This window comes from Streptomyces sp. NPDC059900 (assembly GCF_050270335.1).
In the GTDB taxonomy this organism is placed as follows: domain Bacteria; phylum Actinomycetota; class Actinomycetes; order Streptomycetales; family Streptomycetaceae; genus Streptomyces.
The window spans coordinates 1-22,371 of record NZ_JBNNJZ010000086.1 but is presented as its reverse complement, the minus strand read 5'-3'; the positions used below and the strand labels follow the sequence as shown (position 1 = coordinate 22,371).

Annotated in this window: 24 protein-coding genes and 2 pseudogenes; 2 read left to right on the top strand and 24 right to left on the bottom strand. The window is 70.0% G+C overall.

Annotated elements, in window-relative coordinates; genetic code table 11:
- Positions 1 to 3 precede the first annotated feature (3 nt).
- The 6 genes from ACQKIP_RS15330 to rpsB all read right to left on the bottom strand — a co-directional run bounded on the left by ACQKIP_RS15330 (position 4) and on the right by rpsB (position 5,689).
- Positions 4 to 855 (bottom strand): endonuclease/exonuclease/phosphatase family protein, encoded by an 852-nt coding sequence (locus tag ACQKIP_RS15330; protein ID WP_365864722.1) that lies wholly within the window; start codon positions 853 to 855, stop codon positions 4 to 6.
- Positions 856 to 1,066: 211 nt separating this feature from the next.
- Complete coding sequence (locus ACQKIP_RS15325) at positions 1,067 to 2,143, bottom strand: phosphatidate cytidylyltransferase (protein WP_365864724.1); 1,077 nt, start codon at positions 2,141 to 2,143, stop codon at positions 1,067 to 1,069.
- Positions 2,144 to 2,177: 34 nt separating this feature from the next.
- Positions 2,178 to 2,735: a ribosome recycling factor gene (gene frr, locus ACQKIP_RS15320; protein ID WP_127829926.1), complete on the bottom strand. Its 558-nt coding sequence runs from the start codon at positions 2,733 to 2,735 to the stop codon at positions 2,178 to 2,180.
- A 160-nt stretch (positions 2,736 to 2,895) separates the two neighbouring features.
- The gene (pyrH, locus tag ACQKIP_RS15315) at positions 2,896 to 3,657 is read right to left on the bottom strand and encodes a UMP kinase (protein ID WP_365824121.1); all 762 of its coding nucleotides are present in this window, start codon (positions 3,655 to 3,657) and stop codon (positions 2,896 to 2,898) included.
- 186 nt (positions 3,658 to 3,843) lie between these two features.
- Positions 3,844 to 4,680 (bottom strand): translation elongation factor Ts, encoded by an 837-nt coding sequence (gene tsf / locus ACQKIP_RS15310; RefSeq protein ID WP_365864726.1) that lies wholly within the window; start codon positions 4,678 to 4,680, stop codon positions 3,844 to 3,846.
- Positions 4,681 to 4,774: 94 nt separating this feature from the next.
- On the bottom strand, positions 4,775 to 5,689 hold the full coding sequence (gene rpsB, locus ACQKIP_RS15305; RefSeq protein ID WP_365864728.1) for a 30S ribosomal protein S2: 915 nt from the start codon (positions 5,687 to 5,689) through the stop codon (positions 4,775 to 4,777).
- 281 nt (positions 5,690 to 5,970) lie between these two features.
- Here rpsB and ACQKIP_RS15300 point away from each other — a divergent pair.
- Positions 5,971 to 6,534: pseudogene (locus tag ACQKIP_RS15300) on the top strand (peptidoglycan DD-metalloendopeptidase family protein); the annotation flags it as partial.
- A 313-nt stretch (positions 6,535 to 6,847) separates the two neighbouring features.
- Here ACQKIP_RS15300 and ACQKIP_RS15295 read toward each other — a convergent pair.
- The 18 genes from ACQKIP_RS15295 to proS form a co-directional block, all read right to left on the bottom strand.
- The gene (locus ACQKIP_RS15295; RefSeq protein ID WP_365864840.1) at positions 6,848 to 7,405 is read right to left on the bottom strand and encodes a TetR/AcrR family transcriptional regulator; all 558 of its coding nucleotides are present in this window, start codon (positions 7,403 to 7,405) and stop codon (positions 6,848 to 6,850) included.
- Positions 7,406 to 7,537: 132 nt separating this feature from the next.
- Positions 7,538 to 8,380: an RNA polymerase sigma factor WhiG gene (gene whiG / locus ACQKIP_RS15290; RefSeq protein WP_361194069.1), complete on the bottom strand. Its 843-nt coding sequence runs from the start codon at positions 8,378 to 8,380 to the stop codon at positions 7,538 to 7,540.
- Positions 8,381 to 8,718: 338 nt separating this feature from the next.
- Positions 8,719 to 9,870 (bottom strand): DNA-processing protein DprA, encoded by a 1,152-nt coding sequence (dprA, locus tag ACQKIP_RS15285; protein WP_365864731.1) that lies wholly within the window; start codon positions 9,868 to 9,870, stop codon positions 8,719 to 8,721.
- Entirely contained in the window at positions 9,867 to 11,486 is a 1,620-nt protein-coding gene (locus ACQKIP_RS15280; protein WP_365864733.1) for a YifB family Mg chelatase-like AAA ATPase, read from the bottom strand. The genes dprA and ACQKIP_RS15280 overlap by 4 nt, the downstream gene beginning before the upstream one ends.
- On the bottom strand, positions 11,486 to 11,863 hold the full coding sequence (locus ACQKIP_RS15275; protein WP_361194074.1) for a YraN family protein: 378 nt from the start codon (positions 11,861 to 11,863) through the stop codon (positions 11,486 to 11,488). The genes ACQKIP_RS15280 and ACQKIP_RS15275 overlap by 1 nt, the downstream gene beginning before the upstream one ends.
- A gap of 190 nt (positions 11,864 to 12,053) precedes the next feature.
- A complete protein-coding gene (locus ACQKIP_RS15270; RefSeq protein WP_427743165.1) occupies positions 12,054 to 12,362 on the bottom strand; it encodes a DUF2469 domain-containing protein in 309 nt (102 codons plus the stop codon).
- A gap of 55 nt (positions 12,363 to 12,417) precedes the next feature.
- Positions 12,418 to 12,921: an NUDIX hydrolase gene (locus ACQKIP_RS15265; RefSeq protein WP_365864735.1), complete on the bottom strand. Its 504-nt coding sequence runs from the start codon at positions 12,919 to 12,921 to the stop codon at positions 12,418 to 12,420.
- Positions 12,911 to 13,681, bottom strand: a complete 771-nt coding sequence (gene lepB, locus ACQKIP_RS15260) for a signal peptidase I (protein WP_365864737.1) — start codon at positions 13,679 to 13,681, stop codon at positions 12,911 to 12,913. Before lepB (ACQKIP_RS15260) ends, ACQKIP_RS15265 begins: the two co-directional genes overlap by 11 nt.
- 80 nt (positions 13,682 to 13,761) lie before the next feature.
- Positions 13,762 to 14,727 carry a signal peptidase I gene (lepB, locus tag ACQKIP_RS15255; RefSeq protein ID WP_365864739.1) on the bottom strand — a complete coding sequence of 322 codons (966 nt, stop codon included), beginning with the start codon at positions 14,725 to 14,727 and terminating at the stop codon, positions 13,762 to 13,764.
- Positions 14,618 to 15,697 carry a signal peptidase I gene (lepB, locus tag ACQKIP_RS15250; protein ID WP_365864741.1) on the bottom strand — a complete coding sequence of 360 codons (1,080 nt, stop codon included), beginning with the start codon at positions 15,695 to 15,697 and terminating at the stop codon, positions 14,618 to 14,620. The genes lepB (ACQKIP_RS15255) and lepB (ACQKIP_RS15250) overlap by 110 nt, the downstream gene beginning before the upstream one ends.
- The gene (lepB, locus tag ACQKIP_RS15245) at positions 15,690 to 16,409 is read right to left on the bottom strand and encodes a signal peptidase I (protein ID WP_365864743.1); all 720 of its coding nucleotides are present in this window, start codon (positions 16,407 to 16,409) and stop codon (positions 15,690 to 15,692) included. The genes lepB (ACQKIP_RS15250) and lepB (ACQKIP_RS15245) overlap by 8 nt, the downstream gene beginning before the upstream one ends.
- Before the next feature lie 45 nt (positions 16,410 to 16,454).
- The gene (gene rplS, locus ACQKIP_RS15240) at positions 16,455 to 16,805 is read right to left on the bottom strand and encodes a 50S ribosomal protein L19 (protein ID WP_361194087.1); all 351 of its coding nucleotides are present in this window, start codon (positions 16,803 to 16,805) and stop codon (positions 16,455 to 16,457) included.
- A 132-nt stretch (positions 16,806 to 16,937) separates the two neighbouring features.
- On the bottom strand, positions 16,938 to 17,759 hold the full coding sequence (gene trmD / locus ACQKIP_RS15235) for a tRNA (guanosine(37)-N1)-methyltransferase TrmD (RefSeq protein WP_365864745.1): 822 nt from the start codon (positions 17,757 to 17,759) through the stop codon (positions 16,938 to 16,940).
- Positions 17,759 to 18,322: a ribosome maturation factor RimM gene (gene rimM / locus ACQKIP_RS15230; protein WP_365864747.1), complete on the bottom strand. Its 564-nt coding sequence runs from the start codon at positions 18,320 to 18,322 to the stop codon at positions 17,759 to 17,761. Before rimM ends, trmD begins: the two co-directional genes overlap by 1 nt.
- An 83-nt stretch (positions 18,323 to 18,405) precedes the next feature.
- Positions 18,406 to 18,645: an RNA-binding protein gene (locus tag ACQKIP_RS15225; protein WP_119295199.1), complete on the bottom strand. Its 240-nt coding sequence runs from the start codon at positions 18,643 to 18,645 to the stop codon at positions 18,406 to 18,408.
- A 2-nt stretch (positions 18,646 to 18,647) separates the two neighbouring features.
- On the bottom strand, positions 18,648 to 19,085 hold the full coding sequence (gene rpsP, locus ACQKIP_RS15220) for a 30S ribosomal protein S16 (protein WP_135334708.1): 438 nt from the start codon (positions 19,083 to 19,085) through the stop codon (positions 18,648 to 18,650).
- A 209-nt stretch (positions 19,086 to 19,294) separates the two neighbouring features.
- Positions 19,295 to 19,891 carry a hypothetical protein gene (locus ACQKIP_RS15215; RefSeq protein WP_365864749.1) on the bottom strand — a complete coding sequence of 199 codons (597 nt, stop codon included), beginning with the start codon at positions 19,889 to 19,891 and terminating at the stop codon, positions 19,295 to 19,297.
- Positions 19,892 to 20,173: 282 nt separating this feature from the next.
- Positions 20,174 to 21,589, bottom strand: a complete 1,416-nt coding sequence (proS, locus tag ACQKIP_RS15210) for a proline--tRNA ligase (protein ID WP_365864751.1) — start codon at positions 21,587 to 21,589, stop codon at positions 20,174 to 20,176.
- A gap of 216 nt (positions 21,590 to 21,805) precedes the next feature.
- On the opposite strand from proS, the pseudogene ACQKIP_RS15205 reads away from it, so the two are divergent.
- Positions 21,806 to 22,330, top strand: a pseudogene (locus tag ACQKIP_RS15205) (class I SAM-dependent methyltransferase); the annotation flags it as partial.
- Positions 22,331 to 22,371 lie beyond the last annotated feature (41 nt).

Genomic DNA, 22,371 nt, shown 5'->3' with positions numbered 1-22,371 from the left:
GAGCTACGCCGGCTTCAGGTCGGCGTGCACCAGATCGTGGTCCGAGTACTCTGTCAGGTGCACGCCGTGCTCCTCGGAGACAAAGCCGCGCAGGAAGACGTAGTCGAACTTGCTCCGCCAGTCGGTGGTCGTCTCGCACTCGCCGGTCCCCGTGGCCGAAGGGCCGCAGTCAGGGTCGGCGTCCGCGGCCAGGCCCCACATCCCGGTGAGTTCGGGGCTCTCCGGCACCGCGTTGAAGTCACCGAGCACGATCGTGCGCTCGTGCCGGGCGACCGCCTTCGCGAGTACGCCGGCCTGTTCCGTCCGGACTTCCGCCTGCTGCCGCTGGGCCAGGTGTGTGTTGAAGACCCGGACGGGGCGGCCGTCCACCGTGGTGGTGACCTCCATGTACCCCCGGTCCTCGGATCCGCCGTCGGGGTACTCCACGTTCACGCGGTCCTTCATCGGCGCCGCCGAGAGGATCGCCTGCCCGAAGCCGCCGGGACTCCACGGCAGTCCCCCGCAGCGGCTCCAGCTGTGCAGCACCGAGCCGTACTCGACGTGGTATTCGAGCCCGTACAGGTACTGGAGGTAGTCCCGGATCCGCTCCACGTCCCGCACGCACGCTTCCTGCAATCCGACGACCTGGGGCGCGTACGTGGCGATGTCCGCGGCCCGGCCGGCGTTGCTCCCGGATTCGTTGCAGGGGTTGCAGATGTTCCACGTCATGACCCGGTTCGGCACGAAGTCGTCGGGGGCGCCGGCCGGCAGCGGTTTGGCCACGCGGGTTCCGTCGGGCGCGCTGGGGCCGACGAGCGCCATGCAGGCCAAGATCACGCCGCCCGCGAGAAACCGCGCGCCGACTCCGGTCACCATCGCCTCCTCGCATGAGTCTCCCCCTACGAGGCTATGGGACGGGCCGTAAGGGGCACATGAGGTGACGGGATCACGTCGTATACGAGGTACACGAGGGATACGAGGTCCACGCGAGACGCGTACGAAAAGGGGCCCGCCGCCCCATGGACGACGAGCCCCTCACGTACAGATCACGTACGGCTCACGTACGCATCACGCGGACCTGCGCGGCTCAGCCGGAGCCCACGAAGACGACGAGCAGCAGCCACACCACCGGCGCGGTCGGCAGCAGCGAGTCGAGGCGGTCCATGATGCCCCCGTGACCGGGGAGCAGCGTTCCCATGTCCTTGATGCCGAGGTCGCGCTTGATCATGGATTCGCCGAGGTCACCGAGGGTCGCGCTGGCGGCGACCGCGAGGCCGATCAGCAGCCCCTGCCACCACGTGCCGCCGTCTATCAGGAACTCCATGCACAGCGCGCCCGCCGCCATCGCGAACGTGACCGCGCCGACCAGGCCCTCGCGGGTCTTGCCGGGGCTGATGCGCGGGGCGAGCTTGTGCTTGCCGAAGCGCCAGCCGATCGCGTACGCCCCGGTGTCGCTGACCACGGTCAGGAGCAGGAACGTGAGGACCCGCATCGGACCGTCGTCCGCGGTCAGCATCATCGCCACGAACGTGGCGAGGAACGGGACGTAGAACGCCGCGAAGACGCCCGCCGTGACGTCCTTGAGATAGCCCTCGGGCGGCTCGGTCATCCGCCAGACGAGCACCGCGAGCGCGGTGAGCGCCATGGCGACCCAGGCGCCTTCGGGCCCGCGGACATACCCGGCGACGACCATCGCCGCGCCGCCCACCGCGAGCGGGACCAGCGGCGCCTTGATGCCCTTGCGCTCCTGAAGCCGTGAGGTGAGCTCCCAGAGACCGACCACGACGGCGACCGCTATGACACCGACGAAGACGGCCTTCACGATGAAGAGCGACGCGATGATCACCACGCCGAGCCCCACGCCGACTCCTATGGCCGCGCCGAGGTCACGGCCCGCGCTCTTCTTCGGCGGCGCCTGAGGCGCACGCGGCGCCTCGGGGGCGGGCTGTGATGCGGCGCTGGGCATGGGCTCCTGGGGTACGTCAGGCACGTCAGGCATGTCGGGCACGATGGGCATGGGCCGCGTCTCTGCTGGATACAGGGCGTCATGCGCATCGTACGCGGGACCTGCCGGAGCAGCCCCTTGAGCACCTTGAGCAGGGCCCTGGTCGGGCGGCCCCCAGTACCCGGCTCTGGGAGGCGCCCCCCGGGAAGAGTCGTTCACGGATCGGATTCCTCAGTCCTCAGACCTCGAGCCCTCAGACCTCGAGCAGCTCGGCTTCCTTGTGCTTGAGCAGCTCGTCCACCTGGGCGACGTACTTCGCCGTGGTGTCGTCGAGCTCCTTCTCCGCGCGCCGGCCCTCGTCCTCGCCGATGTCGCCGTCCTTGATCGCCTTGTCGATCGCTTCCTTGGCCTTGCGGCGGATGGAGCGGATCGAGATCTTGGAGTCCTCGGCCTTGGTCTTGGCGACCTTGATGTACTCCTTGCGGCGGTCCTGCGTCAGCTCGGGGAACGTCACCCGGATGATGTTTCCGTCGTTGCTGGGGTTGACGCCGAGGTCGGAGTCGCGGATCGCCTGCTCGATGTTGCGCAGCGCGCTCTTGTCGAACGGGGTCACCACGGCCATCCGCGGCTCGGGCACCGAGAACGAGGCCAGCTGATTGATCGGCGTAAGGGCGCCGTAGTAGTCGGCCACGATCTTGTTGAACATCGCCGGGTGCGCACGGCCTGTGCGAATCGCGGCGAAGTCCTCCTTGGCGACCACGACGGCCTTCTCCATCTTCTCCTCGGCCTCGAGGAGGGTCTCTTCGATCACCACTTGCTCCTGCGTGTTGTGAGTGGGCTGGGGGCGCCCCCACACGGTGAAGTAGGGGGAGTCCATGGGGTGTCGGCTGCGTCGCGTCTCTTTCCCTGCACCGTGTCCGACCGGCAGGGCTTTGTCCATCCCTCAGGGCCCCCGGGGAACGTCCCCGGGATCAGGCGCGGGTGCCCTCGTCGCCCACGAGTGTGCCGATCTTCTCACCCTTGACGGCACGGGCGATATTGCCGGAGGAGAGCAACTCGAAGACCAGGATGGGCAGCTTGTTGTCGCGGCACAGCGTGATCGCGGTCATGTCGGCGACCTTCAGGTCGCGGGTGATGACCTCGCCGTAGCCGAGCGCGTCGTACTTCACCGCGTCCGGGTTGGTCTTGGGGTCGGAGTCGTAGACCCCGTCGACGCCGTTCTTGCCCATGAGCAGGGCCTCGGCGTCGATCTCCAGGGCGCGCTGCGCCGCGGTCGTGTCGGTGGAGAAGTACGGCATGCCCATGCCGGCGCCGAAGATGACCACACGGCCCTTCTCCAGGTGCCGTACGGCGCGCAGCGGGATGTACGGCTCCGCGACCTGGCCCATCGTGATGGCGGTCTGCACGCGGCAGTCGATGCCTTCCTTCTCCAGGAAGTCCTGGAGGGCGAGGCAGTTCATGACCGTGCCGAGCATGCCCATGTAGTCGGAGCGCGCACGGTCCATGCCGCGCTGCTGGAGCTCCGCGCCGCGGAAGAAGTTGCCGCCGCCGATGACGGCCGCGATCTGGGCGCCGTCGCGAACGACCGCGGCGATCTCCTTGGCGATCGCGTGCACCACGTCGGGGTCGACGCCAAGGCCGCCCCCGCCGGCGAATGCCTCACCGGAGAGCTTCAGCAGGAAACGACCGGGGACTTTGTCGTCGCCACTGTTTGTGTCGGCCTTGGTGGTCATGGAGTTCTCGCTTCTTTTTGCTCGGCGCACATACGAAGAAGGCCATTGCCGGTGGGGTGTCGTTCGCATCCCATGCTCGGCAATGGCCTCCTCGTCAGATCCTGCGGTCGTACGTCGCGTACTGGATGAGTACACGGGCGACCGCTGTCGACCCTAGCGGGGTCTACCGTCGATCGCGGTACGGACTCAGATGCCGACCTTGATGCGCGAGAAGCGCTTCAGGGTGACACCGGCCTCGTCCAGGACCTTCTGGACGGACTTCTTGTTGTCGAGAGCGTACGGCTGACCGAGGAGGGTGGCCTCCTTGAAGAAGCCGTTGACGCGACCCTCGACGATCTTGGGCAGCGCGGCCTCGGGCTTGCCCTCGGCGCGGGTGGTCTCCTCGGCGACGCGGCGCTCGGACTCGACGACATCGGCCGGGACGTCCTCACGGGAGAGGTACTTCGGCGCGAAGGCGGCGATGTGCTGCGCGATGCCCTTGGCGAGGTCGGCGTCGGCCTTGTCCAGCTCGACCAGAACACCGATCTGCGGGGGCAGGTCGGGCATGGTGCGGTGCATGTACGCGGTGACGAAGGTGCCCGAGAACTGCGCGAAGCGGTCCAGGACGATCTTCTCGCCGAGGTTGGCGTTGGCCTCGTCGACGTACGCCTGGACGGTCTTGCCGGCCTCGATCTCGGAGGCGAGCAGCGCGGCGATGTCGGCGGGCGACGTCTTGGCGATGTGCTCGGCCAGCGAGTTCGCGACGGCCTGGAACTTCTCGCCCTTGGCGACGAAGTCCGTCTCGCACTTCAGCTCGACGATCACGCCGGAGGTGTTGTCGTCGGCGATGAGGGAGACCACGGCGCCGTTCTCGGCGGAGCGGCCCTCGCGCTTGGCGACGCCCTTCTGGCCCTTGATGCGCAGGGCCTCGACGGCCTTGTCGACGCTGCCGTCGGCCTCGTCGAGCGCCTTCTTGCAGTCCATCATGCCGGCGCCCGTGAGCTCGCGGAGCTTCTTGACGTCAGCGGCGGTGTAGTTCGCCATGATCCTGAAATTCTCTTTCGGAGGTCTGAAAGATCTACGGGTGAACGGCGGGGGCCGATCCGGCCCCCGCCGTCAACTACCGAACCTGTGAAGGTCAGGCCTGCTCGGCGGCCGGGGTCTCGGCCTCAGCGGCGGCGGCCGGGGCGTCGGCCTGCTCGGCGTCGGCGGCCTTCTCCGTCTCGGCGGACTTCTGAACCTCGGCCTCGGCGGCCTTCGGCTCGTCAGCCTTCTTGTCGCCCTCGAGCAGGTCGCGCTCCCACTCGGCGAGCGGCTCGCCGGCGGCCTTCTCGCCCGGCTTCTGGTCGCCCGTGGCGACGCCGGAACGGGCGATGAGGCCCTCGGCGACGGCGTCGGCGATCACGCGGGTGAGCAGGGTGACCGAGCGGATCGCGTCGTCGTTGCCCGGGATCTTGTAGTCGACCTCGTCGGGGTCGCAGTTGGTGTCGAGGATGGCGACGACCGGGATGTTGAGCTTCCGGGCCTCGCCGACCGCGATGTGCTCCTTCTTGGTGTCCACGATCCAGACGGCGCTGGGCACCTTGGACATCTCGCGGATACCGCCGAGGGTCTTCTCCAGCTTGGCCTTCTCGCGGGAGAGGACGAGCAGCTCCTTCTTGGTGAGGCCGGACGCGGCCACATCCTCGAAGTCGATCTGCTCGAGCTCCTTCAGGCGCTGCAGGCGCTTGTAGACGGTCGAGAAGTTGGTGAGCATGCCGCCCAGCCAGCGCTGGTTCACGTAAGGCATGCCGACGCGGGTCGCCTGCTCGGCGATGGCCTCCTGCGCCTGCTTCTTCGTGCCGACGAACATGACCGTGCCGCCGTGGGCGACGGTCTCCTTGACGAACTCGTAGGCGCGGTCGATGTACGACAGCGACTGGAGCAGGTCGATGATGTAGATGCCGTTGCGCTCCGTGAAGATGAAGCGCTTCATCTTCGGGTTCCAACGACGGGTCTGGTGACCGAAGTGGACGCCGCTTTCCAGCAGCTCCCGCATCGTGACGACGGCCATGGCCGTACTCCTTGGTGTTCTCGGTTGTGCCGCGTCCGCCGGACGGCGGTCGCGCCTGACGCCCGCGATGCGCCGTGCCGCAGAGGACCGAGAGGCGCTGGCACCTGGCTTTTGATGGCCTGGTGTCGGGGCGTGCGAAGTCGACCCGGTGACCCGGATCGCCACAAGAAGTGTACGGGACCCGCGAGGCAGCGGGTGACGCCGCTGTCCACAAGCGGCTGGTCATCCACAGATCCGGGCCATGATCCCTGCGGGCGGGCCCGGCGCGGGACGGTTCTGGCATGTCTCACATGCGAAGAAGCCCGGCCCTCGTGCTGCTCGTCCTGTTCGTCGCGGCACTGATCATCGCGGCGGCGCTGCCTGCCGGTGCGGCCGGGGAGCCGGTGCCGAAGGTGGGCGGCGCGTGGCCCGTGGGGGTGCGGCCCGCTGTCGTACGGGGGTGGGAGCCGCCGGCGACGGAGTACGGGCGGGGGCACCGGGGAGTGGACCTCGCGGCGGCGCCGTGCGCCGTGGTCCGGGCGGTGGCGGCGGGCAGGGTCTCCTTCGCGGGGCGGGTGGCGGGCCGGGGCGTGATCGCGGTGGAGCTCGCGGGCACGGGCGATCCGCCGCTGCGCACGACGTACGGGCCGGTGCGGGCCGCGGTCGAGAAGGGCGACGAGGTGGTGACTGGCGAGGCGCTGGGGGTGCTCGAACTCCCCGCGACGGCGGCCCACTGCCGGGGCGGCTGCCTGCACTGGGGTCTGCTGCGGGCCGACGTGTACCTCGATCCGCTCTCGCTGCTGCCGCCGTGGCTGCTGCGACACGGGGCGTCGCGCCTGCTGCCGGTGATCGATGTGCCGCGTCCGGGCCCCCTGAAGCCACCGCGGCCACGGGCGGCTCCGCTGCCGGGGCTCCGGGGACTCCCCGGACCACCCCCGTGGCGGACGGGACCGCCGCTCCGACCGCCTTCGCCTCGGGCAGTGGTCGCGCCCGGCGCCGGACCGGGGTGGCATACGCCCTCACTGCCGGGGATCCCAGAGCCGCCGCACCGGCCGCTCCCGCCGTGGACGGGCGCTCCGCACGGCGCCGGAACAGAGCCGCACGGCGCCGGAGCAGAGCCGTGGGGCGCCGGAGCAGAGCCGCACGGCACCGCGCCGTCGGGCGTCCGCGAGCGGGGGCTCAGCCCCGAACGCCCCGCAGGGCCATGGTGACGGCGGCCTCGGTGATGGCGGACGGGTCTTCGGCGGCGCCCAGCTCAATGCGGCGCACGGCCGCGTCCACGACGCCCTGGAGCAGCATCGCCGCGAGCCGCGGCTCCGCGTGTCCGAGCTCGCTCAGGGCCTCGCCGATCATGGCGACGAGCCCGCCGTGCGCGGCACGGATCTTCTCCCGTGCCCCCGCGTCCAGCTCGGCCGCGGAGATCGCCACGACGGCCCGGTGGCGCCGGTCGCCGACCAGCGCCAGCTGCCGGCGCACATACGCCTCGACCTTGCCCTCGGCGGACTCGGCGCGCTCCATCGCCGCGGAGACCTCCGCCGCCCAGACGGGGAAGTCGACCTCGCACAGCTCCTCGACGACCGCGGCACGCGACCGGAAGTACTCGTACACGGATGACCGCGCGAGCCCCGTGCGCTCAGCGAGGGCGGGGAAGGTCAACGCCTCCGTACCGCCCTCGGACAGCAGGGACCGCGCTGCGTCCAGCAGGGCGCCCCGCTGCATCGACCGGTGCTCGGCCACAGAGGCCGCTCGAATCCTTGGCACGCACTCCACTCTACGGATGTGACCGCCAGGACGGGAGTCGCTGCGCCTCGCGGAACGCCGGACACCCGCCCCGCACCGCGGTCCTGCGGCAGGGACGATTCAGCGCGCTCAGCGGCCGAAACTCGCCAGCTTCGCCCGCAGCTGGAGCACCGATTTCGTGTGGATCTGGCTCACCCGGCTCTCCGTCACCCCGAGCACGTTGCCGATCTCGGCGAGCGTAAGACCCTCGTAGTAGTAGAGCGTGACGACGGTCTTCTCCCGCTCGGGCAACGTGTTGATCGCGCGCGCGAGCAGCCGCCGCAGCTCCCGGTCCTCGGCGACCTCCACGGGGTTGTCGGCCGCGGTGTCCTCGAGCGTGTCCATCAGGCTGAGCCGGTTGCCGCCCTCGCCGCCGACGTGCAGGAGCTCCTCCAGGGCCACCACGTTCGCCAGTGACAACTGGCTGAAAACCGCGTGCAGTTCCTCGAGGGCGACGCCCATCTCCCGGGCGACCTCGCTCTCCGACGGCGTGCGCCTCAACTGCGCCTCGAGCGTGGCATAGGCCCGCTCGACGTTGCGCGCCTTCTGCCGTACGGACCGGGGAATCCAGTCGAGCGCCCGCAGTTCGTCGATCATCGCCCCGCGGATACGTGTGATCGCGTACGTCTCGAACTTGATGGACCGCTCGATGTCGAACTTCTCGATCGCGTCGATCAGCCCGAACACCCCGGACGAGACGAAGTCCGCCTGCTCGACATTGGGCGGAAGGCCCACGCTGACCCGCCCCGCGACATACTTCACCAGCGGCGAGTAGTGCAGGATCAACTGCTCGCGCAGCCGCCCGTCACCCGTCTCTTTGTACGACCGCCACAGCTCGTCCAGCGACGAGGGCGCGGGGGGCCGCTCCCGCTCGCCGCTACGGGCGGCGGGAGGAACTGCCGCCCGGTCGGACCCTGAGGTGTGCTGGGGCATTCGTCGCCTTGAGCCGTTCTGCCGTGAACTGGTGGAGTCGTGCGAGGCGATGGATTCGCCCGCACCCGCGAGGTGGTGAGCTTCCGTGAAGTGAATGAGGTTGTCCGTCTGCTTGCCAGTGATTGCGTCTGGTTGCCTGTCCGCGTCGGAATCCTTGTGAGCGTAGCGTGACTGAAGTGTCGCAGTGTGCGAACAGTAGGCGATCCCGCGCACGCAGAGACGTTCCGCTGGGTCCCTGGTCGAGCTCCTTCCGTCGCCCTCCGTGACGACCACGGAGGCTCAACTCCACGCCCTCGCAAGGCCATCAGGAGTTCATCCGGACGGCCGAACACGCTCGGTCACGGGCCGTCCGCTTCCGGGAAGACCGACACGTTCGCCTGGCGTGTCAACTGCCAGCCGTCGCCGTGTCGTTCGACGAACCCGAGAGAGCGCAACTCGTACAACCGACCGACTGCCTCGTCGACCACCGTGCCCGCGCCGAGGGCGATCTCCCGGGCCGACGCGCTGCCGCGGGCCGGGAGCGCCGCCAGGACACGTGCGGCGTCCGCGGCGAGCAGATCGCGCGGCACCACGGGGCCGCGCCGCTCCGGGGCCAGCTCTCCCATGTCACCCACGAGCTCGACGATTTCCGCCGCGTCGGTCACCAGGACACCGTCCCCTCGCAGCAGTTCGTGCACCCCCGCCGAGAGCCCGCTGGTCGCGGGACCCGGCACCCCCATCGTGAAGCGGCCGAGCTCCCGCGCACTGCGCGCCGTGGCTAGTGCACCGCTGCGGTACGCGGCCTCGACGACGACACACCCCCTGGTCAGGGCGGCGATCACACGGTTGCGGAGGATGAATCTGCTCGGCGTCGGATGATCGCCCGGCGGTAACTCCCCCACCAACAGACCCTGTTCCGCGATCCTCCCGAGCAACTCGGCGTGTCCCCGCGGATAGGCCCGGTCGACCCCGCAAGCGAGCACCGCGACCGTGGCCCCGCCGGCCCCCAGGGCTCCCCGGTGCGCGGCCCCGTCCACCCCATAGGCACCGCCCGACACGACCACCCAGCCCCGCTCGGCGAGCCCTGCCCCGAGCCCGGCCGCCATGTGCGCCCCGTACTCCGTGCAGGCCCGCGCGCCGACCACGGCCACCGACCGCAGCGCCCATATCCGCAGGCTGGGCCGCCCCCGCACCCAGAGCCCCACCGGCCGCCCGTCCCCCAGGTCATCGAGCTGAACGGGCCACTCCGCGTCGCCCGGGCACACGAACCGCATCCCCGCGTCCCGCGCCACCGCCAGGTCCCGCCCCGGCCGCGCCTTCGCCGCCCGCGCCCGCAGCCCTTCCCACCGCACCGGCGTCACCCCGGCAAGGCGCTCCTCCCCCGCGGTCAGCCGCCGCACCACTTCGACGGCGCCGGTCTCCCGCAGCCACCGCCCTCCCGCCTCGTCCCCCGGTTCGAGGATCCGGGTCAGGGCGACCCGTGCCTGACGCTCCTCCTCCGGCAAGGTCATGTCAGCGCCCTGATCGCCATCGGCACACCCCGCGCCACCCCCGTACGCAACTGGAGCGCCAGGGCGACGTCCTGCGCGGCGGGCCGGTCACGTCCTGCCAGGTCAGCGACGGTCCAGGCGACCCGCAGGACCCGGTCGAGCCCCCGCGCGGTCAGGAATCCACGCTCCAGGTCGAGTTCGGCGGCGTCCAGGGCGCCCGGCTCGGCGGGCCACCGCGTGCGCAGCGAGTGTCCCGGCACCTCGCTGTTGGTCCGCCAGCCGGTGCCGGTCAGCCTGGCCGCCGCTCTCTCCCTGGCGCCGCGCACCCGGTCGGCGACCGTCTGCGTGGAGTCCCCCCGCGTGCCGCACCCGGCAAGCTCGGACCGCGTGACCGGCTCCACCTCCACCTTCAGGTCGATCCTGTCGAGCAGCGGGCCCGAGAGCCGTGCCTGATAGCGGCGGACGGCGGCCGCCGGGCATTCGCAGCCGTCGCCGAGCAGCGTGTGCCGGCCGCAGGGGCAGGGGTTGGCCGCGAGGACCATCAGGAACTTCGCGGGCAGCCGCACCACCCCCGCGCTGCGGGCGATCACCACATGGCCCGCTTCCAGGGGCTGGCGCAAGGAGTCCAGGGTCTGGCTGCTGAACTCCGGGGCCTCGTCGAGAAAGAGCACCCCGCGATGGGCCAGGGAGACCGCGCCCGGCCGGGCGAGCCCTTTGCCGCCGCCCACGAGCGACTGCATCGTCGCGGAGTGGTGCGGTGCGCAATACGGCGCGGTGTCCACCAGGGGCCTGCCCGGTGGCAGCATGCCCGCCACGGAGTGCACGGCCGTCACCTCCAGGGATTCCTCCCTGGTCAGCCGGGGCAGGATCGCGGGCAGCCGCTCCGCGAGCATGGTCTTTCCCGCGCCCGGCGGGCCCTGGAGGAACAGATGGTGCCCGCCCGCCGCCGCCACCTCCACGGCGGCCCTGGCCGACGCCTGTCCGACGACGTCGGCGAGGTCGAGTGCGTAGGCGTCCTCGGGACCGCCGCTGAGCCCCGTGCCCACGCCGGTTCCAGGCACGCAGAGCCCCGCGAGCATCGGGTCGGGTTTGCCGGGCTCGGCGGGCTCCTCCTCCGGCACCGGCTCGTCGGTGAGCACGGCGATCAGCTGCCGCAGGCTGCGCACCCCGAGCACCGAGATCCCCGGCACCAGCGCGGCCTCGGCCGCCGTGCACTCGGGGACGACGACCTGCTCATAGCCCGCGTCCGCCGCAGCGAGAACCGCGGGCAGCACTCCCCGCACCGGTCGCACCCGTCCGTCGAGACCCAGCTCGCCGATCATCACGATGTCGGTGAGGGTCCGCGGATCGATGCGCTCCGCCGCGCCGAGCACCGCACACGCCACCGCCAGATCGAAGCCGCTGCCGCCCTTGGGCACCGACGCCGGGCTGAGCCCCACCGTCAGCTTCTTCTGGGGCCATTCGCCGCCGGAGTTCACCACCGCGGCCCTGACCCGGTCCTTGCTCTCCGTCAGGCTCTTGTCCGGGAGCCCGACCAGCGTGAAGGCCGCGACTCCGGGCTCCAGGTCGGCCTGCACCTCGACGACCACGCCCTCGACGCCCACGAGCGCCACGGAACATGTACGCGCGAATCCCATCAGGCCACCCCCCGCGCGTGCTCCACGACGGGGGCGCCCCGGCGCGGGACAAGCACGCCGACGAGGTCGATCCGCACCCCACCGGGCGGCGGACCGCCGCGCTCCTCGATCCAGCGCTCGGCCAGGCGCCGCAGCCGCTCGGCCTTGGCCCTGCTGACGGCCGCCATCGGATGCTGGAACACCCCGGAGCCGACCAGGCCCGCCCTGCGCGTCTTGACCTCACAGACGACCAGTGCTTCGCCGTCCATGGCCACGATGTCGATCTCGCCGGTTCTGCCACCGCGCCAGTTGCGCTCCAGAACCGTCATTCCGGCTTCGCCCAGCCGCCGCGCGGCCAGGTCTTCGCCGTACCGCCCGAGTGCTCCCTGTGCGTTCATGTCGGCACCACCTCCGACATCCACACTGGGGCTCACCCCCGAGCGCTGCGGATCTTGGTGGACGACTCACCGCTTGTGGATAACCCGCTCACCCATGGCGGTGAACCAAGCCGTGAACCGAGCAGTGAACGGAGCGCTGAACCGGGCAGTGAACGGAGCGGCGGGCCGAGCAGTGAACCGACCGGTGGACTCAGCCTCCCGGCAGTTCGAGATCGCTCTTGTTGAGCTCCTCGATGTTCACGTCCTTGAACGTCAGGACGTGCACCTGCTTCACGAACCGTGCGGGCCTGTACATGTCCCACACCCAGGCGTCCGCCATGGACACCTCGAAGAAAACCTCACCCTGGACCGAGTGCACCTGCATCTCGTAGTCGTTGGTGAGATAGAAGCGCCGTTCGGTCTCGATCACGTATTTGAACAGACCGACGACATCGCGGTACTCCCGGTAGAGCTTCAGCTCCATCTCGGTCTCGTACTTCTCGAGGTCCTCGGCGCTCATGGCATGTTCCCCTTCAGCCGTGCGTCCCCCTATTGTGCGTCAGCCCCTGGAGCCTCTACACGATTTCCGCGTCGAGGGTCTCGGGCCGGCTCGGAGGACCCTCGTCGAGCAGCCTGCGAAGCAACTCGGCGAGCCTGGTCGGATACACCGTCTCATGTGCCTCGGTCAGTTCCCGGCACGTCCACCAACGCGCTCCCGCGACAGTCCGCTGTTCCAGCTCCGTCAGCCCTGTCGCCCGCGTCGCCGTCTGTGACGTACGCGCGAGGAAGTACCGCTCGTCCTGGTCCCAGCGCCGTCCGGCGAAGGGGAAGGAGCAGAACCGCTGCCACAGGGCGGGACCGAGCTCGACCTCGGTAATGCCCGTCTCTTCCATCAGTTCTCGCAGCGCGGCCTGTTCATGCGTCTCGTCGCCCTCCAGACCGCCGCCCGGCGTGAACCACCAGTCGTTCGACGTGTCCTGCGGCTCATGGCCGTGCAGCAGCAGGATCCGGTCCTGCGGGTCAAGGAGAACCACCCGCGCGACCTCACGCGGCGCCTGCGGCTGCGGCTCAGCCGGCATGGGCGGTCGCCCCCGACCCGTCGCGGCTCTGCGGACGCTCACGCCCGCGCCGCAGCCGCTTGGCCACCGGGCCGTACGCGGCGCCGCCCATGACCAGGGCGGCACCGGCCACCACGGCCCACACCATGAGCTGCACGGGCCCGGGGTCGGAGATGCCGCCCGGCATGTCCGCGAAGCCGTCGGGGCGCTCCAGCGTCCCGAACTTGCCCATCGGCCAGGCCACCGCGTCGACCCGCCCCTCCACCGCGCTGCGCGGCACGGAGCCATGGTTGGAGTCGCCGAGGTGCACGCTGGAGTCCAGGGAGCCGCTGCGCTCGTCACCGAGCAGGAAGAGGTTGCCCTCGGGGACCGTGGTGGCCGGGATGCCGGTGGCCGCGGCTCCCTTGCCCTCGGGAAGATACGGTTCTGCGACCTTCTTGCCGTTGACCATCAGCTTGCCGTCCGTGCAGCAGGAGATCCGGTCACCGCCGACGCCCACCACACGCTTGACCATCGGCAGGTCGCCCCAGCTCGCCTGCCGGAAGACGACGACGTCACCGCGGCGCACGTCGCTGCCGCCGTCCATCCGCTCCGCGAGGACCCGGTCGCCCGCGCCGATCGTCGGCGTCATCGACCCGGTGGGGACGGTGTACGGCTGGTACACGACGGCGCCCCAGACGAAGCCTCCCAGGAAGAGCACACAGCCGAGGGCCACGGCGAGACCCGACAGCACGCTGCCGATCCGTCCGCGGCCCTCGTCCGTACCTTGTGTCCTGCTCATCCCAGTGCTCCCCCATATCGGAGACGACCCCGCGCCCCTACGAGCAGGAGCGCGGAAGATCAGCGATCTGGGACGGCACCCTACCCGGCGGTACCTCCGCCAGAAACCCTCGCGTCCCGGGCCGCAGCCACCGTCAGCCGGCGCCTGCGCCAGAGCACGACCGGGACCGCACCCGCGAGCCCGAGGGCCGCGGGCGCCGCGCTCATGGCGGCGTTGATGCCCTGCTGGTCGAAGGTGTCCGGCTTGGGCAGCGTCGCCCAGCGGGTGGGCGGCCAGGCGATCACGATGGCGCGGCCCACGACGTTGTCCACGGGGACGGCGCCGCCGCCGGGCTGGTTCTGGTGATAGCGGGAGTCCAGCGAGTTCTGCCGGTGGTCACCCATGACCCAGATTTTGCCTGCCGGAACGGTGACCTTGAACTGGCCGCCCTGGTCGTCGACGGTGCACGGGGTGTTGCCCTCGAAGACGTACGGCTCGTTCAGTGCCTTGCCGTTGACCTTCACGGGTCCCGTGCCCTTGCACTCGACCGTGTCGCCGCCGACCGCGATGACCCGCTTGATCAGGTCCTTCTCGTCCGCGGACGGCATCAGGCCGACCCAGCCCAGAACACGCTGGATGGCGTTCGGGTCGGGCGTCGGCTCGCCGTCGAGCCAGTGGCCGGGGTCCCGGAAGACGACGACCTCGCCGCGCTCGGGCTCCGAGCCGAACCACGGGGTCAGCTTGTCGACCAGTACGCGGTCGCCCTTCTGGAGCGTGTTCTGCATCGAGTCCGAGGGAATCGAGAACGCCTGCACCAGGAAGGTCTTGATCACCAGCGCCAGGATCAGCGCGATGCCGATGAGGAGCGGCAGCTCCTTCCAGAAGGAGCGGGGGTTCTTCGCCCCCTTGGCCCGCATCCCGTCCTGCTCACCGGGCGCGGGCGTGGCGCCCGCGGAGTCACTCCCCGGGTTCACGCCGTCCGCTGCGGCCTCGGGCTCGTCTGATCGCCCTGGCTGCTCCTCGGGCCCACCGTGTCCGGACCGTGCGCCGACCGCCACATCCCCCACATCCACTCCTCAGTCCGTGCCGCTGCCCGCTCCTGATGCGATGCAGGCCCACCACTCCCATAACGAGCGGGAGTTCCGCAGGGGTCGGGAGTCCGGTCAATCCATATCGATCGCCGGTAGCCACCCTATGCGACGGCCCGATGGCGGTGTCCGACCCCGCACGCGCGTCGGGCACGGACGCGTACGTATCGGGCTCCTCCAGCTTGCGCCAGTGGTCGAAGGGCCAGGCGATGACGAGCGCGCGCCCCACCACGCTGTCTTCGGATACGGTGCCGCTGAACTTCTCGGTTCGGTGGAATCGGGAGTCGGCCGAGTCCGAGCGGTGGTCGCCCATGACGAAGAGGCGCCCCTCGGGGACCTTCACCTCGAACTCGAAGGACGACGGATCGTCGCCCGGGTTGATGTAGGGCTCGGTGAGCGGGACGCCGTTGACCGTCAGTTTCTTGTTCTTGTCGCAGCACTTCACGGTGTCGCCGCCGACGCCGACCACGCGCTTGATCAGATCCCGTTCGTTGTCGGACGGCAGCAGTCCGATGAAGGTCAGGCCTTCCTTGACCTGCTTGACGACCACGGGATCGTCCTTCTTCTTGGTCTGCTCGTCCTTGAGCCAGTTCCCCGGGTCCTCGAAGACGACGACGTCGCCCCGCTCGGGCTTGGCACCGAACCACGGGGTGAGCTTGTCGACGAGGACGCGGTCGCCGACCTTGATCGTCTGCTCCATCGAGCCCGAGGGGATCACGAAGGCCTGCACCAGGAAGGTCTTCAGGACCAGGGCTATCAGGAGCGCGACACCTATGAGGAGAGGTATCTCCTTGATCGCCGAGCGCTGCCTGCGCCGCTTGACCTTCCGCGCGAGCTTGCGCCGCTCGGCCCTTCCGGGCAGTACGGGACCGCTGGTGGGCCGGGATCCGGTGGGCAGCCTGGTATCGGCCCGGTGACTGGCGTCGCGCGTCCGTCCGCGGTTACCCATGCGCGCCGCCCGGAGCGGGCACGCGTGCGTAGCCGTCGGGACGCTCCAGGGAGGTCCAGTGGCCGACCGGCCAGGCGATCCAGTCGGCTCTGCCGATCACGGAGTCGACGGGGATCATTCCGCCGCCGGGCGCACCTAGGTAGTCGCGGGAGTCGCGGGAGTCGCTGCGGTGGTCACCGAGGAGAAACAGGCTGCCTTCGGGGACGACGGCGACAAAGGGCACCTTCGAGGGGGCGTCCCCCGGGTGCAGGTACGGCTCGTCGACGGGCTCGCCGTTCACCTTGATCCTCCCCCGCTTGTCGCAGCAGACCACCCGGTCTCCGCCCACCCCTGCGACCCGCTTGATGTAGTCGGCATCTCCGAAGTAGCCGCTGCCGTCGAAGACGACCGCGTCACCTCGCTGCGGCTCGGAACCGAAACGGTACGCCAACTTGTTGACGAGTACCCGGTCTCCGACCCGGAATGCGGGCTCCATGGAGCCGCTGGGGATCTGGAACGGCTGCATCACGAAGGTGCTGACGAGCAGCAGGGACACCATGCAGGCGAGCAGCGTCAGGGTGATCCTGCCGCCGGGCACCCGGGAGACGAACGACATAAAAGCGGAGCGCGACCGGTCCTCCGCCCCCGCGGACTCCCCGTCGCTCTGGGCGCCAGGGGAATCGGTGGGTGGGGAGGAGCGGTCGCGCTCCGTGTGCTGTGCTTCGGTGTCCATCGGGGCCAGATGCTATCCGGCTCCGCTGTGGACCCGTGCGCGAGCTCAGTTGTCGCGCTTCTCCTTGATCTTCGCGGCCTTGCCGCGCAGCTCACGGAGGTAGTACAGCTTCGCGCGACGCACGGCGCCGCGGGTGACGAGCTCGATCTTCTCGACGATCGGGGTGTGCACCGGGAAGGTGCGCTCCACGCCGACGGAGAAGGAGACCTTGCGGACCGTGAAGGTCTCGCGCACGCCGGCACCCTGGCGACGGATGACTACGCCCTTGAACTGCTGCACACGGGAGCGGTTGCCCTCGATGACGCGCACGTGGACGTTGACGGTGTCACCCGGGCGGAAGGCCGGGATGTCGGAGCGCAGCGAAGCGCTGTCGACGGAGTCGAGCAGGTTAGCCATGATCGTCTGCTTTCTTCACTGATGCCACAGGTCATCAGCGGGAAGTTCGTGATGAGGATTCGATAGCTGTTCGCGTCGGGCGGGCGTCGTTCCCCCTGTGGCAGGGGCGCACGCTGGACGTACAGCAGCGACCTATTGTTCCACGGCCCCGGGGTCTCGCCCAAATCGGCCGTCGGGACCCGGCCGCCACCCCAGGATCGAGAGCATCTCGCGGTCCTTCTTGTCGAAGGCGGCGGGGTCGCAGCGCTCGATCAGGTCGGGCCTGTTGCGGACCGTGCGGCGCAGTGCCTCGTCCCTGCGCCAGCGCGCGATCTTGCCGTGATGGCCGCTGGTCAGCACATCGGGGATGCCGTGACCGCGCCACTGGGGCGGCTTGGTGTACACGGGCCCTTCGAGCAGGTTCGCCATGGCGCCCGGCGCGAAGGAGTCGTCGCGGTGGGACTCGGCGTTGCCGAGTACTCCGGGCAGCAGCCGGGCCACCGCTTCGGTGACGACCAGGACGGCCGCCTCGCCGCCCGCGAGGACGTAGTCGCCGATCGAGACTTCGCAGACGGGCATCCGGGTCGCGTACTCGTCCACGACGCGGCGGTCGATGCCTTCGTAGCGCGCGGGCGTAAAGACCAGCCAGGGCCGCTCGGAGAGCTCTACGGCGAGTTCCTGGGTGAAGGGCCGCCCGCTGGGCGTCGGGACGACCAGGACGGGCCCGTGGGCCCCCGCCTCGTACCCGTCGGCGAGCACGTCGTCGAGCGCCGCGCCCCAGGGGTCGGTCTTCATGACCATGCCCGGGCCGCCGCCGTAGGGGGTGTCGTCGACCGTGTTGTGCCGGTCGTAAGTCCACTCCCTGAGGTCGTGCACGTTCACGTCGAGCTGTCCACGCGCGCGTGCCTTGCCGACGAGGGAGACGTTCAGGGGTTCCAGGTACTCGGGGAAGATCGTGACGACGTCGAGCCGCATCAGGCGTCGTCCTTCGGGGAAGCCTCGTCGTCCCTGGTGGAGACGATCTCCGCGCGGTCGTCGATCAGGCCGGGGGGCGGGTCGATGATCGCCCGCTGCTCCTCCAGGTCGATCTCGGTGACGATCTCCTCCACGAAGGGGATCATCACCTCGCTGCCGTCGGGCCGCTCGACGATGAACAGGTCCTGCGAGGGCAGGTGCGAGATCTCCGTGATGCGGCCGACCTCGACCCCTTCCTTGGTGACGACGTCGAGGTCCATCAGCTGGTGGTCGTAGTACTCGTCCTCGTCCTCCGGAAGCTCTTCCGGATCGACCTCCGCGATCAGCAGGGTGTTGCGCAGCGATTCGGCGCCCGTGCGATCGCGTACGCCCTCGAAGCGCAGCAGCAGCCGGCCGCTGTGCACCCGGCCGGTCTCGATGGTCAGCGGCCCCGTGGATGCGGGGTCGGTGGCGAGGACGGCGCCGGGGCCGAGCCGCAGTTCCGGCTCGTCGGTACGCACCTCGACGGTGACCTCGCCCTTGATGCCGTGGGCGCGGCCGATCCGCGCGACTACCAGCTGCACTGCTTTCTCCTGTGTCTGCAGACGACTACGGGCCGGGGAAGGCCCAGAAGCCCTCCCCGGCCCGTGCCGGTGCTACCTGTGGTTCAGTGAACCTGGTCCACGTCGACGAGGTCGACGCGGACACCGCGGCCGCCGATGGCGCCCACGACGGTCCGCAGAGCGCGCGCGGTGCGGCCGTTGCGGCCGATCACCTTGCCGAGGTCTTCCGGGTGGACCCGGACCTCGAGCACACGCCCCCGGCGCAGGTTGCGCGAGGCGACCTGCACGTCGTCGGGGTTGTCGACAATGCCCTTCACGAGGTGCTCGAGAGCCTCCTCGAGCATGCTCAGGCCTCGGTCGACTCGGCGGACTCGGCCTTGGCCTCGTCTGCCTTCTTGTCGGCCTTCTTCGCCTTCTGGGTGATGGCCTCACCCTTGGCGTCGTCGCCCTCGAGGCCCTTGGTGAAGGCCTCGAACGCGGCGCGCTTGTCCTTGGGCTCCGCGACGAGCAGCGGCGCCGGGGCCGGCAGGCCCTTGTGCTTCTGCCAGTCACCGGTGAGCTTCAGGATCGCCATGACCGGCTCGGTCGGCTGAGCGCCGACGGAGAGCCAGTACTGCGCGCGCTCCGAGTCGACCTCGATGCGCGAGGGGTTCTGCACCGGGTGGTACAGGCCGATCTCCTCGATGGCCCGACCATCACGGCGGGTACGGGAGTCGGCGACGACGATGCGGTAGTGAGGCGAACGGATCTTGCCCAGACGCTTCAGCTTGATCTTGACTGCCACTGGAGTGGTGTCTCCTGGTCTTGACGTGGTTGGGCACAACGAGATGCCACGTGGGGTTGCGGTACTCGGGGTGCCCGATGGACGCGTCAGCCGGAGGCGAGAGGGTTCCTATGCGGCTGTCGAGTACAGCTAGCCATTGTGCCATACCTCGCCGGGGCGTCCGCACCTGGTCCGGGCGCCCCGATCCGTACACCTCCAGCTCGGCCCCGTCAGCCGGCGGCGGCGCCGACCACTTCCGGAATGCGGAAGGGTTTCCCGCAGCCGCCGCAGACGATGGGCGCCTGGGCGAGCACCGAGGGGACCACGCGGACGTTGCGTCCGCAGTCGCAGACCGCCTTGACGCGGACGCCGCCCCCGGAGGAGCCGTGCCGGGCGGCCGGGCCCCGGAAGCTGCGCGCCGTGTCGGCGGCGGTCGCCGCGGTGTGCGCCTTGAGGGCGCGCTGGAGCCGCTCGATCGTCGGGCGGTAGCGCTTGCGGGCCTCGGGGTTGAGCGTGACCAACGAGAAGCCGCTGCTGGGATGCGGCTCATCGGGGTGGTCGAGACCCAACTCCTCGGCGATCGCGAGGAATCTGCGGTTGTGATAGCGGCCCGCGCGTGAGGTGTCGCGTACGCCGCGTGACGCGGCGATGCCATGGACTGCCTCATGGAGCAGTCGCTCGAAGGAGAGCTCGGCGCCGCAGGCGGACGACGACTCTCCGATCAGGGATTCGGGCGCGGCAAGATCGGGCAGCTCGGGGTGGTGCCGCTGAATATCGGCCCACGCCTGTGCCAGCTCTGCGGCGAGAACAGGTGGTGTCGTGCTCACGTCGTGAACAACGAGCAGGGATGCCCGGGGGTTCCATTCCGGGGCATCCCAAATAATTTGCACGTACCCGTCAGTTGCCGTTGATGTGTCCGGACGAGGGCGGGTGCGCTGATCTGCGCAGAAGCCTCGCAGCTCGTGGCAAGCCGGTACGTAGTAGCGCGTACGCCCCGGCGCGTAGAGGAGCGCCGCACACCGGGGCTCGTGTTGCGCGGGCAGGCGTACGAGCCGAGAACAAGCGCCCTGGTACCGGAGGCCCGCCCGTCAGCAGGCCGCCAGCAGGCGTCAGTAGGCGCGGGCCACCACAGCGACGTTACCGGGGGTCTCGTCGGCGTCGGGCACCGCCCCGTCCTCCGCGACCAGACACCGTACGGACACGGAGTGCTCGGCGAGCCGCGCCTCGCCCTCCGGGCCGAGCGCGGCCCACGGGATGCGCGCCCAGCCGCCGTCGGCCGTGGCCTCCACCGCCTGCTCGACGGTGGTGACGTCCGAGGTGCGGGACTCCCGGCGCTCGCGGGCCTGGTCCAGGAGCAGCTGCTGGTCTGCTTCGAGGACCGCGGGCAGCCGCGCCGCCAGGGAGTCGATCGCCACTGGCTCCTTGCCGCCCCTGATGCGGCGGGCCAGCATCGCGGTGCCGTTCGCGAGGTCGCGCGGGCCGACCTCGACGCGGACCGGCACCCCCTTGAGCTCCCAGTCGACGACGCGGCGCCCGAAGGGAGTGTCCGTGCGGTCGTCGACCTGCACGCGTACGCCGGCGGCCGTCAGGCGCTCGCCGATCTCGCGTACCGCGGCGAGCACCGCCTCGTCGTCCTTGACGGCGAGGACGACGGCCTGGACCGGGGCGAGGCGCGGCGGGACCCGCAGGCCGCTGTCGTCGCCGTGCATCATCACCAGGGCGCCGATCATGCGCGTCGTGCTGCCCCAGGAGGTCTGCCAGACGAGCTCCTGCTTGCCCTCCCTGGAGAGGTACCGGGTCTGGAAGGCTTTGGCGAAGTTCTGCCCGAGCTCGTGGCTGGTGCCGAGCTGGAGGGCCTTGCCGTCGCCCATCATGCCTTCGAGGGTGAGGGTGTTGATCGCGCCCGCGAAGCGCTCCGCGGCCGTCTTGCGCCCGAGGACGAAGTCCATCGCGAGGACGTCCCGCATGAACGCTCCGTAGACGTCCCGGTGGATGCGGGCCGCGAAGTCGCGGGCGTCTTCGTAGGTCGCGTGCGCGGTGTGCCCCTCCTGCCAGAGGAACTCCGATGTCCGCAGGAAGAGCCGGGGCCGCAGTTCCCAGCGGACCACGTTCGCCCACTGGTTGATCAGGAGCGGCAGGTCGCGGTAGCTCTGCACCCACTTGGAGAAGTACTCGTTGACGATCGTCTCGGAGGTGGGGCGCACGACGACCGGCTCTTCGAGCTCCTTGCCCCCGCCGTGCGTGACGACGGCCAGTTCGGGGGCGAAGCCTTCGACGTGCTCGGCCTCCCTGGTCAGGTACGACTGGGGGATGAGGAGGGGGAAGTAGGCGTTCTGGGTGCCCGTCTCCTTGATGCGCGCGTCCATGTCCTGCTGCATGCGTTCCCACAGGCCGTAGCCGTACGGGCGGATCACCATGGTGCCGCGCACCGGGCCGTTGTCGGCCAGCTCGGCCTTGTTGATCAGGTCCTGGTACCAGCGCGGGAAGTCTGCCGCCCGAGGCGTGAGAACGGGTGCCTTAGCCATGGCGCGCATGGTACGGCGGGCCCCCTGAGCGCGTGAATTGAATTCCTCCGGGGGGCGCACAACGGTGGCACGCAAGCATTGCCCCACAACCTCTGGACGTCGCGACGGATGCGGAGTTCCCTGGCATACGGGGGGAGTGCGAGCGCACTGCACGGGGGCGGACGAACCGTTTGAATACGACACTCCAGCAACTCTCGGCGGATTGGGGCGCTTTCCATGACACCTACACTCGCGCAGCCGCACCTCCCCCGCGCGGGCTCGACCCCCCGCGGCGTGGACCGGTGCGCACGCGCGCGTGACTGGGCGGAAATTCAGGAACGGATGCTGGTTCCGCTCTATGAAGCGGTGTATGAACGACTCGACGTGGGCGGCGGAACCCGGCTCCTCGGCCTCGGCTGCGGTTCCGGACTCGCCCTGCTGATGGCGGCGGCACGGGGCGCCTCGGTCACCGGTGTCGACCCCTCGGCGCCCGAACGGCTCGCCCTGGCCCGCGAACGCCTGCTGCCCGACGCGAGCCCGGAGGCACGACCGCAGGGCGACGCCCGGCTCGTGGACGGCGGCCCCGCCGATCTGTCGGGGCCGGACGCACCCTCGTACAACATGGTGACGGCGTTCCAGCCGATCGGCTGTATGGCGGGCGACTCCGAAGGGCTCTCCGGCCTCCTGGAGTCCACCGTCCCGCTGACCGGGCACGGCACCCCCGTGGTCCTCGTCGGCTGGGGTCCGCCGGAGCGCTGCTCTTAATATTATTTACTGAGGGTGGCGAGATAGTTTTGCTAATC

Bases quoted from the DNA above. Each gene is read 5' to 3' on its own strand.
- lepB (WP_365864741.1), bottom strand. From the start codon at position 15,697: ATGGGTAACCGCGGACGGACGCGCGACGCCAGTCACCGGGCCGATACC.
- ACQKIP_RS15275 (WP_361194074.1), bottom strand. From the start codon at position 11,863: ATGAACGCACAGGGAGCACTCGGGCGGTACGGCGAAGACCTGGCCGCG.
- whiG (WP_361194069.1), bottom strand. From the start codon at position 8,380: ATGCCCCAGCACACCTCAGGGTCCGACCGGGCGGCAGTTCCTCCCGCC.
- rplS (WP_361194087.1), bottom strand. From the start codon at position 16,805: ATGGCTAACCTGCTCGACTCCGTCGACAGCGCTTCGCTGCGCTCCGAC.
- ACQKIP_RS15330 (WP_365864722.1), bottom strand. From the start codon at position 855: ATGGTGACCGGAGTCGGCGCGCGGTTTCTCGCGGGCGGCGTGATCTTG.
- lepB (WP_365864743.1), bottom strand. From the start codon at position 16,409: ATGGACACCGAAGCACAGCACACGGAGCGCGACCGCTCCTCCCCACCC.
- tsf (WP_365864726.1), bottom strand. From the start codon at position 4,680: ATGGCGAACTACACCGCCGCTGACGTCAAGAAGCTCCGCGAGCTCACG.
- ACQKIP_RS15280 (WP_365864733.1), bottom strand. From the start codon at position 11,486: ATGGGATTCGCGCGTACATGTTCCGTGGCGCTCGTGGGCGTCGAGGGC.
- lepB (WP_365864737.1), bottom strand. From the start codon at position 13,681: ATGAGCAGGACACAAGGTACGGACGAGGGCCGCGGACGGATCGGCAGC.
- trmD (WP_365864745.1), bottom strand. From the start codon at position 17,759: ATGCGGCTCGACGTCGTCACGATCTTCCCCGAGTACCTGGAACCCCTG.
- ACQKIP_RS15270 (WP_427743165.1), bottom strand. From the start codon at position 12,362: ATGAGCGCCGAGGACCTCGAGAAGTACGAGACCGAGATGGAGCTGAAG.
- dprA (WP_365864731.1), bottom strand. From the start codon at position 9,870: ATGACCTTGCCGGAGGAGGAGCGTCAGGCACGGGTCGCCCTGACCCGG.
- ACQKIP_RS15225 (WP_119295199.1), bottom strand. From the start codon at position 18,645: ATGCTCGAGGAGGCTCTCGAGCACCTCGTGAAGGGCATTGTCGACAAC.
- proS (WP_365864751.1), bottom strand. From the start codon at position 21,589: ATGGCTAAGGCACCCGTTCTCACGCCTCGGGCGGCAGACTTCCCGCGC.
- rpsB (WP_365864728.1), bottom strand. From the start codon at position 5,689: ATGGCCGTCGTCACGATGCGGGAGCTGCTGGAAAGCGGCGTCCACTTC.
- pyrH (WP_365824121.1), bottom strand. From the start codon at position 3,657: ATGACCACCAAGGCCGACACAAACAGTGGCGACGACAAAGTCCCCGGT.
- ACQKIP_RS15265 (WP_365864735.1), bottom strand. From the start codon at position 12,921: ATGCCGGCTGAGCCGCAGCCGCAGGCGCCGCGTGAGGTCGCGCGGGTG.